The 12,819-nt window shown below is 57.4% G+C and carries 11 protein-coding genes; all 11 read right to left on the minus strand.

Translation table 11 applies throughout. The annotated features are described in order from the left end of the window. Window positions 1-53 precede the first annotated feature (53 nt). The 11 genes from lpdA to FS819_RS14895 all read right to left on the minus strand — a co-directional run bounded on the left by lpdA (window position 54) and on the right by FS819_RS14895 (window position 12,734). Window positions 54-1,460 carry a dihydrolipoyl dehydrogenase gene (gene lpdA / locus FS819_RS14845; RefSeq protein ID WP_156548003.1) on the minus strand — a complete coding sequence of 469 codons (1,407 nt, stop codon included), beginning with the start codon at window positions 1,458-1,460 and terminating at the stop codon, window positions 54-56. Window positions 1,461-1,569: 109 nt separating this feature from the next. After that, window positions 1,570-2,211 (minus strand): LysE family translocator, encoded by a 642-nt coding sequence (locus tag FS819_RS14850; protein ID WP_156548004.1) that lies wholly within the window; start codon window positions 2,209-2,211, stop codon window positions 1,570-1,572. Window positions 2,212-2,243: 32 nt separating this feature from the next. Further along, window positions 2,244-2,657, minus strand: coding sequence for an MAPEG family protein (locus tag FS819_RS14855; RefSeq protein ID WP_156548005.1), 414 nt, complete (start codon window positions 2,655-2,657; stop codon window positions 2,244-2,246). 117 nt (window positions 2,658-2,774) lie between these two features. Then, window positions 2,775-4,001: a 2-oxoglutarate dehydrogenase complex dihydrolipoyllysine-residue succinyltransferase gene (gene odhB, locus FS819_RS14860; RefSeq protein WP_156548006.1), complete on the minus strand. Its 1,227-nt coding sequence runs from the start codon at window positions 3,999-4,001 to the stop codon at window positions 2,775-2,777. A gap of 57 nt (window positions 4,002-4,058) precedes the next feature. Next, the gene (locus tag FS819_RS14865) at window positions 4,059-7,055 is read right to left on the minus strand and encodes a 2-oxoglutarate dehydrogenase E1 component (RefSeq protein ID WP_156548007.1); all 2,997 of its coding nucleotides are present in this window, start codon (window positions 7,053-7,055) and stop codon (window positions 4,059-4,061) included. A 172-nt stretch (window positions 7,056-7,227) separates the two neighbouring features. Further along, window positions 7,228-8,130 (minus strand): succinate--CoA ligase subunit alpha, encoded by a 903-nt coding sequence (sucD, locus tag FS819_RS14870; protein WP_156548008.1) that lies wholly within the window; start codon window positions 8,128-8,130, stop codon window positions 7,228-7,230. Continuing rightward, window positions 8,130-8,510, minus strand: coding sequence for a hypothetical protein (locus FS819_RS14875; protein ID WP_070152909.1), 381 nt, complete (start codon window positions 8,508-8,510; stop codon window positions 8,130-8,132). The genes sucD and FS819_RS14875 overlap by 1 nt, the downstream gene beginning before the upstream one ends. A gap of 4 nt (window positions 8,511-8,514) precedes the next feature. Further along, complete coding sequence (gene sucC, locus FS819_RS14880; protein ID WP_070152906.1) at window positions 8,515-9,711, minus strand: ADP-forming succinate--CoA ligase subunit beta; 1,197 nt, start codon at window positions 9,709-9,711, stop codon at window positions 8,515-8,517. A 123-nt stretch (window positions 9,712-9,834) separates the two neighbouring features. After that, complete coding sequence (mdh, locus tag FS819_RS14885) at window positions 9,835-10,797, minus strand: malate dehydrogenase (protein WP_015917398.1); 963 nt, start codon at window positions 10,795-10,797, stop codon at window positions 9,835-9,837. Between the two features lie 179 nt (window positions 10,798-10,976). After that, window positions 10,977-12,140 carry a cell division protein ZapE gene (gene zapE / locus FS819_RS14890; protein ID WP_156548009.1) on the minus strand — a complete coding sequence of 388 codons (1,164 nt, stop codon included), beginning with the start codon at window positions 12,138-12,140 and terminating at the stop codon, window positions 10,977-10,979. Window positions 12,141-12,221: 81 nt separating this feature from the next. Then, on the minus strand, window positions 12,222-12,734 hold the full coding sequence (locus FS819_RS14895) for a protease inhibitor Inh/omp19 family protein (protein WP_015917400.1): 513 nt from the start codon (window positions 12,732-12,734) through the stop codon (window positions 12,222-12,224). Window positions 12,735-12,819 lie beyond the last annotated feature (85 nt).

Consider the following 12,819-nt stretch of genomic DNA (forward strand, 5'->3'; position numbering starts at 1 on the left):
TTACAAAAATATAATACTTGTCGATTTTCCTCTTCTTTACAGAAGAGGCCACATCACATGTGAATCGGCTTGGCGAAGGTTGCCAACGCTGCTTCCTTCACGGCTTCCGACATGGTCGGATGCGCATGGCAAGTGCGACCGAGGTCTTCCGAAGAGCCGCCGAACTCCATCAGCACAGCCGCTTCATGGATCATTTCACCTGCCCCAAGGCCGATGATGTGAACGCCGAGGACACGGTCGGTCTCCTTATCGGCGAGAACCTTGACGAAGCCATCCGTCGCCAGCATGGCGCGGGCGCGACCGTTGGCGGTGAATGGGAATTTTCCGACCTTGTAGGCGACGCCTGCGGCCTTCAGTTCTTCTTCCGTCTTGCCGACGGAGGCGACTTCCGGCTGGGTGTAGACAACGCCGGGAATGACATCGTAATTCACATGGCCATGCTGACCGGAGAGAATTTCGGCCAGCGCCACGCCTTCGTCTTCCGCTTTGTGCGCAAGCATCGGCCCCTTGACGACGTCGCCAATGGCGTAAATTCCAGCCACATTGGTCTGGAAGTGGTTATCGATTTCGACACGGCCACGGTTGTCGAGTGCAACGCCAACGGTCTCGAGGCCAAGGCCCGTGGTGTAAGGTTTGCGGCCCGTGGCCACCAGCACGACATCGGCTTCCAGCACGGTGGCTTCGCCACCCTTGGCAGGCTCAAACGTCACCTTGGCACCTGTGCCGGATTTTTCAACGGCAGTCACCTTAGCACCGAGATTGAATTCCATCCCCTGCTTGACCAGCATCCGCTGGAACTGCTTGGACACTTCGCCGTCCATGCCACCGAGAATGGTATCGAGATATTCGACAACCGTGACCTTGGCACCCAGACGCGCCCAGACCGAGCCAAGCTCAAGGCCAATCACGCCGCCGCCAACCACGATCATCTTGCCCGGCACCTTGTCCAGCGCGATGCCGCCGGTGGAGGAGACGATGATCTTCTCGTCGATATCAACGGCCACGCCTGGAATGCCAGCCACATCCGAGCCAGTGGCAATGACGATGTTCTTGGTTTCCAGAATCTGCTCTTCGCCCTTGTCATTGGTGACAGAGACCTTGCCAGCAGCAACGATCTTGCCCGTGCCGATGACACCATCAATCTTGTTCTTCTTGAACAGGAAGGACACGCCTTCAACATTGGCCTTCACGGTCGCATCCTTGTGCGCCATCATCTTCGGCAGATTCAGCACCGGAGTGGCGACATCCACGCCAAGCTCAGCCATACCATGGGCGGCATGATGAAACATTTCGGACGCATGCAGCAGCGCTTTCGATGGAATGCAGCCGATATTGAGGCAGGTGCCGCCATAAGTGGCGCGCTTTTCGACGACAGCCACCTTCAATCCAAGCTGGGCTGCCTTGATCGCGCAGACATAGCCGCCGGGGCCACTACCGATGACAACAAGATCATATGCCATTCAATCATTCCTTCACATCAAACGTTATGCCGCCCGTCATTGTGGGCACCGGCAAAAACACCAACAGACAGGGCCAAGGCCCGCATGAGACAAGCGCAAAGCGCTCACATTAACTGGCCTTTTCCGTCGCAAGCTTCAAACCAAGCACAATGAAGACTGCACCGCTGATGCGGTCGATCCATTGGCTGGCGCGTGAAAAGGCCGCACGCATTTTCGGCGTCGTCATGAAAATACTGACGCCGACAAACCAGGTGATCAGGCAGCTTGCCATGACAAGGCCATAGCCGAACTTAACCACGATCGGCGTGTGAATGCTGACCACCGTGGAGAAGATCGACAGGAAGAAAAACACCGGTTTCGGATTGAGTGCATTGGCTGCAAAACCGAGAAAGAAGGACTTGGAGATCGACTGGCGTTTATGATCCCCCGCCTCCACAACCGGCTGCGCCGTCACATCGGATTTACCGGCCCGCAAAGACTTCACACCGATGTAAAGCAGATAGGCAACACCACACCATTTGACGATATTGAACAGATAGATCGACTGGGAAATGATCAGGCCAAGACCGAGAATGGTGTAGGTGACATGAAACATCAATGACGAACCGACACCGAAGCTTGTGATGATCGCCTCACGCCGTCCATGCACCAGGGATTGGCGCATCACCATGGCGAGATCAGCACCTGGAGAAACGATGGCGAAGAAAAAAATAGCCATCAAGGATGCGAGTTCAAACAGATAGGGATGCATCGACTTTCCTCACTCCGCGCCATCTCTGCCGCTTAAAACAACAGCACCAATAGCATCGCCACCAAACCTGCCATCGAGCCCAGCCATACCAGAGACCGGATATAGGGAACTCCCGCCAGATAAAGCGGAATATAAATAATCCGGCACAGCAACCAGACCCAGGCACCGATCAAGCCGAACCCATGTGGATCGCCAGCCAGAATGAGGCCGAATGCAAGGGCAATGAACCCCGAATAGGTCTCCCGGAAATTCGTGGAGGCCCGTGCCGCACGGCCTGCGAGCTGACCGGTTGCCTTCTTGTCGCCATCCCGCGGACCTGCGTTCCAACTGGCACCGAGTTCCCTAGTCGCCGTCATGCCTTGCAGCATGATGTGGACGACCAACAGGATCACACTGATACCAATCAGCGGCAGAAAAGGCGAGGCGGCAAGAAAAGTCGGTTGCATGGTCATGCTCCACTTTTGGTTCACACCATTCCGGAGGGAATGCCGCATCGCATTTTATGCGCTGACATCTTCCGCCACCTATTGGCAGCGGAAAATGATTTCACCGCTTGCGAAGGATTAGAGGTCCAGAACCAGACGTTCCGGATCTTCCAGGCTTTCCTTGACGCGCACGAGGAAGGTCACGGCTTCCTTGCCGTCAACAATCCGGTGGTCGTAGGACAGTGCAAGATACATCATCGGACGGATCACGATCTGACCACCAACCACGACCGGACGATCCTGGATCTTGTGCATGCCCAGAATACCGGACTGCGGCGCATTGAGGATCGGCGAGGACATCAGCGAACCGTAGACACCGCCATTGGTGATGGTGAACGTGCCACCCTGCATGTCGGCCATCGACAGCGAGCCATCGCGGGCAGCCTTGGCAAGACGACCGAGATCCTTTTCAACTTCCGAAATCGACATCTGGTCGGCATCGCGGATCACAGGAACGACCAGGCCCTTGTCGGTGCCGACGGCCATGCCGACATGGCAGTAGTTCTTGTAGATGATATCGGTGCCGTCGATCTCAGCGTTGACGGCAGGCAGTTCCTTCAGGGCGTGGGTGACGGCCTTGGTGAAGAAGCCCATGAAGCCCAGCTTGACGCCATGCTTCTTTTCAAAAATGTCCTTGTACTTGTTGCGCAGGCTCATCACTGCCGACATATCCACCTCGTTATAGGTGGTCAGCATGGCAGCCGTGTTCTGCGCATCCTTCAGGCGCTTGGCAATGGTCTGGCGCAGGCGGGTCATCTTGACGCGCTCTTCGCGCGACGCATCGTCGGCGGAGGAGACGGGGCGCGGCGCAGCAACCGGGGCCGGAGCAGCGGCAGGTGCCGAAGCGCCCTTGGCAACAGCAGCGATCACGTCGCCCTTCAGCACTTGCCCACGCTTGCCGGAGCCATCCACCTGATCGGCAGAGATATTGTTTTCAGCCAGCATCTTGGCTGCGGCAGGCGCTGCCGGCATGGCGGAGCCCGCAGCCGGAGCGGCAGGGGCCGCCTGTGCAGGTGTAGCAGCAGGCGCCGGGGCAGCAGCAGCAGGTGCAGCCGCACCAGCCGATGCGCCTTCGGCGATCTGGCCGAGCAGAGCGCCCAGACCAACCGTTTCACCGTTCTGGGCAACGATTTCGGTCAGAACGCCCGAAGCAGGACAAGGGACTTCAACCGTTACCTTGTCGGTTTCCAGTTCCACGAGCGGCTCGTCCGCCTTGACGACATCGCCGACTTTCTTGAACCAGGTGCCGACGGTGGCTTCGCTGACGGATTCACCCAGAGTGGGGACGCGGATTTCAGTGGCCATGATGATAAATTCCGTTGATCGATATGGATTTCGAGCGAAAGGGTGGACCCGGCAGCATTAGCCGCCGAGTGCGTCCTCCAGGAAGGCTTGCAGCTGGGCGAGATGCTTGGACATCAGGCCTGTTGCCGGAGAGGCAGCAGCCGGACGGCCGGTATAGCGCACGCGCTGATACTTGGCGTCGATGTGAGCCAGCACCCATTCCAGGTAAGGATCGATGAAGGACCAGGCCCCCATGTTCTTCGGCTCTTCCTGGCACCAGACCATTTCCGCATTGCGGAAGCGGCTGAGCTCATTGATCAGCGCCTTGGCCGGGAACGGATAGAGCTGTTCGATACGCAGCAGGTAGACATCATCGATGCCACGCTTTTCGCGCTCTTCCAGCAGGTCATAGTAAACCTTGCCACTGCACATCACCACGCGGCGGATCTTGGCATCCTTCTGGAGCTTGATCGGACCGTCCTTGATGATCTCGGCATCATCCCACAGCAGGCGATGGAACGAGCTTTCGCCTGCCATTTCCGCCAGTGTCGACTGGGCCCGCTTGTGGCGCAGCAGCGACTTCGGCGTCATCAGGATCAGCGGCTTGCGGAAGTCGCGTTTCACCTGGCGGCGCAGGATATGGTAATAATTGCTCGGCGTGGTGACGTTGGCAACCTGCATGTTGTCTTCGGCGCACATTTGCAGCCAGCGCTCCAGACGAGCCGAAGAGTGTTCCGGTCCCTGACCTTCATAGCCATGCGGCAGAAGGCAGACGAGGCCGGACATGCGAAGCCATTTGCGTTCACCCGACGAGATGAACTGGTCGAACACCACCTGGGCGCCGTTGGCGAAGTCACCGAACTGGGCTTCCCACAGGGTCAACGCATTCGGACGTGCCAGCGAATAGCCGTATTCGAAGCCAAGCACGGCCTCTTCCGACAGCATCGAATTGATGACTTCGTAGCGAGCCTGATTGGGGGCCAGATTGGCCAGCGGAATGTAGCGATCTTCGCTTTCCTGATCGTAGAGCACCGAATGACGCTGGCTGAATGTGCCGCGCTCGCAATCCTGACCGGACAGGCGGATCTTGTGGCCTTCAACGACCAGCGAACCGAAAGCCAGTGCCTCGGCCATCGCCCAATCGATACCCTCGCCGGTCTCGATCATCTGGGCGCGGTTTTCCATGAAACGCTGGATGGTGCGATGCGCTTTGAAGCCATCAGGAATGGTCGACAGCTTACGACCGATCTCCTTCAGGGACTTCATCGGCATGGCTGTCTTGCCGCGACGCTGCTCATCGGCATTGTCGGCAGCGCGAAGACCAGACCAGACGCCATCCAGCCAGTCAGCCTTGTTGGGCTTGTAGGACTGGCCAGCCTCGAACTCCTGCTCGAGATTGGCGCGCCAATCGGCCTTCATCTTTTCGAGATCGCCTTCAGTAATCACGCCTTCAGCAATCAGGCGATCGCCATAGACCTGAACAACGGTCTTGTGGGCGCGAATTTCCTTGTACATCTTTGGCTGGGTGAACGAAGGCTCATCACCTTCATTATGGCCAAAGCGGCGGTAGCAGAACATGTCCACAACCACAGGCTTGTGGAACTTCATGCGGAATTCGGTGGCCACCTTGGCGGCATAAACCACAGCTTCCGGATCGTCACCATTCACATGGAAGATCGGCGCTTCGATCATCTTGGCCACATCCGATGGATAAGGCGAGGAGCGCGAGAAGCCCGGATTGGTGGTAAAGCCGATCTGGTTATTGATGATCACATGCATCGTGCCAGCCACGCGGTGACCGCGCAGACCAGACAGGCCAAGAATTTCAGCCACAACGCCCTGACCCGCAAAGGCCGCGTCGCCATGCAGCAGCAATGGCAGAACCTTGGCGCGTTCCTTCAGCGGAATCACGTCGCCTTCCCAGACTTTGGCCAGCTGGTCCTGCTTGGCGCGAGCCTTGCCCATCACCACAGGGTTAACGATTTCCAGATGCGAGGGGTTGGCCGTCAGCGACAAGTGAACCTTGTTGCCATCGAATTCGCGGTCGGACGAGGCACCCAGATGGTACTTCACGTCGCCGGAGCCTTCGACTTCATCAGGCTTGAACGAACCACCCTTGAACTCGTGGAATACGGCGCGATGCGGCTTGTGCATCACATTGGTCAATACGTTCAGACGACCGCGATGCGCCATGCCGAGCACGACCTCTTCGAGGCCTTCCTGACCACCGCGCTTGATGATCTGCTCCAGCGCCGGGATCAGCGATTCGCCGCCATCCAGACCAAAGCGCTTGGTGCCCTTGTACTTCACATCAATGAACTGCTCGAAGCCTTCGGCCTCAACCAGCTTTTGCAGAATAGCCTTCTTGCCCTCAACGGTAAAATCAACGCCTTTATCGGGGCCTTCGATGCGCTCTTGAATCCAGGCCTTTTCTTCCGGATTGGAAATGTGCATGAATTCGAAACCGAGCGTCGAGCAATAAGTGCGCTCAAGAATTTCGATCATCTCACGCACGGTGGCATATTCCAGCCCCAGAACGTTATCGATGAAGATCTTGCGGTCAAAATCAGCCTCGGTAAATCCGTAGGATGATGGCGACAGCTCGTTGTAATCTTCAACCGCCGTGGCAATGCCGAGCGGGTCGAGCTTGGCATGCAAATGACCGCGCATGCGATAAGCGCGGATCATCATGATGGCGCGTACGCTATCACGGGTCGCCTGCAACACTTCGGTTTCAGAAACTGGCTTGCCTGTGGTTACGGCTGCGGCTTCAGCCTTGCCCTTGACCTTGGTTTCAATGGCCTTCTCGACCAGGCCCCAATTGCCATCGAGCGCTGAAACCAGATCGGTGCGGGGCGTCAGCGGCCAATTGCTCCGCTGCCAGGAGGCTCCCTTGGCCGCCTTTTTCACGTCGCTTGGATTATCGCCCAGCGCCTTGAAGAAGGATTGCCACTCAGGCGATACCGAACCCGGATCGTCTTCGTAACGCGCATAAAGCTGCTCGATATAGATCGCATTCGATCCGTCCAGGAACGAGGTGATCTGAAACTGCTCGTTGGCTTCTTGCCTTGCCATGGTTTTTTGCGGGCCTCGTGCCCGCCTCCCGACTTGAGGTCATCACCGAACTATTCGACCGAATATTCGGCTTGTCGAATATCTGCCAGTCAAGGCTTGCGCTCGGCTGGACTTGAAATGCCTGCACGGGCAGACGCCATAAAGACGTCTGCCCGCTCATCTCTATGTGGTCTCAGCCCTTGAGAACTTCAACCAGCGTCTTGCCAAGGCGGGCTGGCGAGGGCGAAACCCGAATGCCAGCCGATTCCATGGCTTCGATCTTGTCTTCCGCGCCCCCCTTGCCGCCAGAGATCACAGCGCCTGCGTGACCCATGGTGCGGCCGGGAGGAGCCGTACGACCGGCGATGAAACCAACCATCGGCTTCTTGCGGCCCTTCTTGGCTTCGTCCTTGAGGAACTGTGCAGCTTCTTCTTCAGCCGAACCACCGATTTCACCGATCATGATGATCGACTTGGTGGCTTCGTCAGCGAGGTACATTTCCAGGATGTCGATGAACTCGGTACCCTTGACCGGGTCGCCGCCGATGCCGACAGCCGAGGTCTGGCCGAGGCCTTCGTTCGAGGTCTGGAACACAGCCTCATAGGTCAAAGTGCCGGAACGCGACAACACGCCAACCGAACCCTTGCGGAAAATCGAGCCCGGCATAATGCCGATCTTGCATTCTTCCGGCGTCATCACGCCTGGGCAGTTGGGGCCAATCAGGCGCGACTTGGACTTGTCGAGGCGAGCCTTGACCTTGACCATGTCGGCAACCGGAATGCCTTCGGTGATGCAGACGACCAGCGGAATTTCAGCTTCGATGGCTTCGATGATTGCAGCAGCAGCACCGGCTGGCGGCACGTAGATCACCGATGCATTGGCGCCTGTGACGTCCTTGCCTTCGGCAACGGAAGCGAAGATCGGCAGGGTTTCACCCTTGGAGCCGGTCCAGTTGCTACCGCCCTTAGCCGGATGAATACCGCCGACCATTTTGGTGCCGTAATAGGCAAGCGCCTGCTCGGTATGGAAAGTGCCGGTCTTGCCGGTCAGGCCCTGTACGAGAACCTTGGTGTCTTTATTGATCAGAATCGACATTACTCGGCTTCCTCTTCCTCGAATTCGAGGGGTTCAAATGCCTCAAAGGCGTCATTGGAAAAGCGATAGCCCATGCCCTTGGCCGGCTTCTGCGTCAGCTGCTTCTCAAGGCTCTTGGACCACTGGGTAAAGAACCAATCGAACTGGCCGTCGCCCTTGGCAATGGCAAGCTCGCCCTTCCAGACATAGAGGCTCGCGTCCTTGGACTTGTCAGCGAAATAGGCGAGCGCATCGTCATTATCGTTGAAATGCACCCAACGCTCGGCGACGTCGCCATCGGTTGGAAGCTCGCTGTCGAAGCAGACGAAGTAGCACAGATTGATATCTGTCTCATTCGGGCCAAAAGGCTGGCGCTTCACGGTCTTGGATGTATCAGCCATCAGATCACGCTGCCTTCACGGCTGCGACGATCTTCTGCGCAGCATCGTCCAGATCATCCGCCGAAATGACGTTGAGACCGGATTCGTTGATGATTTTCTTTCCCAGCTCGACATTGGTGCCTTCGAGGCGAACGACGAGTGGAACGGTGAGACCGACGTCCTTGACGGCAGCCAGAACACCCTCGGCAATAACATCACACTTCATGATGCCGCCGAAGATGTTGACCAAAATGCCCTTCACAGCCGGATCAGCCGTGATGATCTTGAACGCTGCCGTGACCTTTTCCTTGGTCGCACCGCCACCAACGTCGAGGAAGTTTGCCGGCTCAGCACCGTAGAGTTTGATGATGTCCATGGTTGCCATGGCAAGACCTGCGCCATTGACCATGCAGCCGATATTGCCGTCGAGGGCAACATAGGCCAGATCATACTTGGAGGCTTCGATTTCCTTGGCGTCTTCTTCCGTCTTGTCGCGCAGAGCCACAACGTCTTCGTGACGGAACAGAGCGTTGCCGTCGAAAGACATCTTGGCATCGAGAACGCGCATACGGCCGTTCTTCATGACGATCAGCGGGTTCACTTCCAGAAGCGCCATGTCCTTTTCGACAAAGGCCTTGTAGAGGATCGGGAACAGCTTCTCAGCGTCAGCCTTGGCTTCGCCTTCGAGCAGCAAAGCCGCAGTCAGGGCTTCGAGATTGGCAGCCGTTACACCAGCTTCTGGGTCGATCGCAACGCTGATGATCTTTTCAGGTGTGTCGTGCGCAACCGTTTCAATGTCCATGCCGCCTTCGGTGGACACCACGAAAGCAACCTGACCGACAGCGCGGTCGACGAGCAGCGACAGATAAAGCTCGCGCTCGATATCAGCACCGTCTTCAATATACAGGCGGTTAACCTGCTTACCAGCAGGGCCGGTCTGGTTGGTCACCAGCGTGTTGCCGAGCATTTCAGCAACATGCGACTTCACTTCATCGATCGAGAAAGCCAGGCGAACGCCGCCCTTGGCTTCCGGGCCAAGTTCCTTAAACTTGCCCTTGCCGCGACCACCAGCGTGGATCTGGCTCTTGACGACATAAAGCGGGCCAGGAAGCTGCTTTGCGGCCGCCTCGGCTTCATCGGCGGAAAAGATTGCCACACCTTCGGCAACCGGTGCGCCAAAGCTCTTCAGCAGAGCCTTGGCCTGATATTCATGAATATTCATCGTCTGGTCCTGTGTTCGGAGCAATTCCAGAACCAGCGGTCATGCCGCCCGGCTTAGAACTGCGTTAAAACCATGCGCGGCTGCGCCATCATCCGCAGATGAAGGCGCAGCCGCCAAAGGCGATTACTTAAGAGCCGGAGCGATATTGATGCAGGCTTCGCAGAGACCGGCGACAGCGCCGACCGACTTCTGGAAGGCGGCTTCCTCGTCCTTGTTCAGTTCGATCTCGATGACGCGTTCGACGCCGCCAGCACCGATCACCGTGGGTACGCCAACATACATGTCCTTGACGCCGTACTGACCGGTCAGGTGTGCAGCGCAAGGCAGAACGCGCTTCTTGTCCTTGAGGTAGGATTCAGCCATTTCGATCGCCGAAGCGGCTGGCGCATAGAAGGCCGAACCGGTCTTCAACAGACCGACGATTTCGGCGCCGCCATCACGGGTGCGCTGAATGATCTCTTCCAGGCGTTCAGCGGTGACCCAGCCCATCTTGACCAGATCGGTCAGCGGGATACCGCCAACCGTGGAGTAACGAGCCAGCGGCACCATCGTGTCGCCATGGCCGCCAAGCACGAAAGCCGTGACATCCTGAACCGAAACGTTGAATTCCTCAGCCAGGAACAGGCGGAAACGCGAGCTGTCGAGAACGCCGGCCATGCCGACAACCTTGTTGGCCGGAAGGCCGGAGAACTTCTGCAACGCCCAGACCATGGCATCGAGCGGATTGGTGATGCAGATCACGAAGGCGTTGGGGGCATATTTCTTGATGCCAGCGCCAACCTGTTCCATGACCTTGAGGTTGATGCCGAGCAGGTCGTCGCGGCTCATGCCGGGCTTGCGCGGCACACCAGCGGTGACGATGCAGACATCCGCACCTTCGATGGCGGCGTAGTCGCTCGAACCGGTCAGCTTGGCATTGAAGCCTTCAACGGGCGACGACTGCGCAATGTCGAGACCCTTACCCTGCGGTACGCCATCGGCAATATCGAACAGGACGATGTCGCCCAGTTCCTTCAAGCCAGCCAGATGGGCCAGCGTACCACCGATCATTCCAGAACCAATAAGTGCGATCTTGTTGCGCGCCATTGAAGTGCTTCCTTTTAGATCCAAAACCAAGTCGGCCCTCCAATAGAGTGACCGGCCTTTGGGCCATTCGCATAGCGCGACCTGGAAAAAAGCGCAACCGATATTTATGAGAGCATATTTTTCAATCGTTTAGACTATAAAATTCTTACGTAAAGGTAAGATATTAAGTCATCAATTCTTCACATTTCCGCAATGCGGCCCGTATGTGCCTCGAGATATTCACGGCTACGCATCTCAAACAGCCGCGACGCCGTCCGGTCGAATTCGAACCCTTCGGTTCCTTTTCTCGCTGTCAGCAGGGCCTCGGGCTCGGCGGCAGCGCTGGCATGCACCCGGACATGATGGTCGTAAAGCGCGTCGATCAGGATGATGAAGCGCTTCGTCTGATTGCGTTTTTCAGGTCCAAGATAAGGAATATGGTCGATGAAAATAGTGTGAAAGCGGTCGGCAAGCGCCAGGTAATCGGAGGCACCCAGCGGCTGCTCGCAAAGCTCGGCAAACGTGAAGCGCGCCATTTTTCCAACGGCTCGCCTCACCGGCAAAAGCCTGCCTTTCATCTCGATATCCAGCGGCTTTTCAACACGGCCCGCCGTCATCATTTTCCAGGCACGGTCCATTTCCCGATCCGCTACAGCATCTGCCGGAGAGAGATAGATCGGAAGCTGATCGGCCTTTTCCAGCCGGTAATCGGTCGGCGAATCGAGCGAGAGGATCTCGACATATTGTTTGAGCAAGCCGATGAACGGCACAAACAGACCCCGGTTCAGCCCATCCGGATAGAGATTGTCCGGCTCAACGTTGGAGGTCGCCACCAGAATGCAGCCACGGGCGAAAAGTTCGGTAAACAACCGCGACAGGATCATTGCATCGGCAATATCGGTAACGGTGAATTCATCGAAGCACAAAAGCCCTGCTTCGGCGGCCAGTTGCTCCGCCACCGGCGGCACGGGGTCGGCCTGTTTTGTCTCGCCATTTTTGAGTTTCTGCCGATGGATGTGAATGCGATTATGCACATCGGCCATGAATTCGTGAAAATGCGCGCGCCGCTTCTTTTCCACGGGCGCCATGCGAAAGAACAGGTCCATCAGCATGGTTTTGCCACGCCCGACGCTGCCATGCACATAAAGCCCCATGATTTTGGTTTGCGGCGCTCGATGCCGTGCAAAGATCCAGCCAAGCGCCGAGGACTTTTTCGCTGGCTTGCGTTCTTTCAATTGAAGCAGGACGCGATCAAGCCGGGCTGCGACCGCCATCTGGGCGGGGTCGGCCATCAGCTCCCCCGACAGGGTCCGCGCCTTCAAATCCTCGCTGACGCTGAGGGCATAATCGGGCACAGGCTGCATGTCGAACTCCGCGGGGGATATAGGCCCGCCCCTATTGCATCAAAGGGCGGGGATTCAGAATGAAAGGCGGCTCAGCCACCCTTACCGGCTGAGGCTGACAGGCTGGCCAGCGCTGGTGGAGCCGTTGAAGCGATTGTCTGCTGTCTTGTAGAGAGTGCCGATCACATTGCCGTCGCGATCCTTCAGCATCAACTGCTTGTTGGCGACGTCCCAGGCACCCATCGTCGTCAGCGGACCGACGCAACCGCGTGTACCGCCGCGCGATCCACCACCCAGATTGGTGAGGGTCAGGAACATGTCGCAGCTGGACTGGCCATTGGCCACACGCCAATTGCCAACCATCTGTTCCTTGGTGAAATCGAGAGAGCTACCCGGCGGCGGCGCATTCGGTGTCAAGGCAGCGCTCTGGTTAGACGTGGGAGCGACCGGAAACTGGCTTGCACCTGGAGGCGGCAATTGCCCCGATTGAACCTGAGGCACCGGTTGCGCCTGCAAAGGCGGCAGTGACGAGGAACCGTAATCGCTTGACGTACGCTGACACCCGGCAAGAGAAAGCACGACCATCAAACCCGTCGCCGCAAATTTCAGTTTCATCCTAACACTCCCGGTTGCTTCATCATCGTCAGCTTTCGCCTTTCAGCGGCAGCTATCTTGCACCAAACGCCCGGAAACTAGCGCC

Source organism: Allorhizobium sp. Av2 (assembly GCF_021462805.2).
Lineage (GTDB): Bacteria > Pseudomonadota > Alphaproteobacteria > Rhizobiales > Rhizobiaceae > Allorhizobium > Allorhizobium vitis_G.

Coding starts and splice junctions, on each gene's coding strand:
- lpdA (WP_156548003.1), bottom strand. CDS start 1,460: ATGGCATATGATCTTGTTGTCATCGGTAGTGGCCCCGGCGGCTATGTC.
- FS819_RS14850 (WP_156548004.1), bottom strand. CDS start 2,211: ATGCATCCCTATCTGTTTGAACTCGCATCCTTGATGGCTATTTTTTTC.
- FS819_RS14855 (WP_156548005.1), bottom strand. CDS start 2,657: ATGCAACCGACTTTTCTTGCCGCCTCGCCTTTTCTGCCGCTGATTGGT.
- odhB (WP_156548006.1), bottom strand. CDS start 4,001: ATGGCCACTGAAATCCGCGTCCCCACTCTGGGTGAATCCGTCAGCGAA.
- FS819_RS14865 (WP_156548007.1), bottom strand. CDS start 7,055: ATGGCAAGGCAAGAAGCCAACGAGCAGTTTCAGATCACCTCGTTCCTG.
- sucD (WP_156548008.1), bottom strand. CDS start 8,130: ATGTCGATTCTGATCAATAAAGACACCAAGGTTCTCGTACAGGGCCTG.
- FS819_RS14875 (WP_070152909.1), bottom strand. CDS start 8,510: ATGGCTGATACATCCAAGACCGTGAAGCGCCAGCCTTTTGGCCCGAAT.
- sucC (WP_070152906.1), bottom strand. CDS start 9,711: ATGAATATTCATGAATATCAGGCCAAGGCTCTGCTGAAGAGCTTTGGC.
- mdh (WP_015917398.1), bottom strand. CDS start 10,797: ATGGCGCGCAACAAGATCGCACTTATTGGTTCTGGAATGATCGGTGGT.
- zapE (WP_156548009.1), bottom strand. CDS start 12,140: ATGCAGCCTGTGCCCGATTATGCCCTCAGCGTCAGCGAGGATTTGAAG.
- FS819_RS14895 (WP_015917400.1), bottom strand. CDS start 12,734: ATGAAACTGAAATTTGCGGCGACGGGTTTGATGGTCGTGCTTTCTCTT.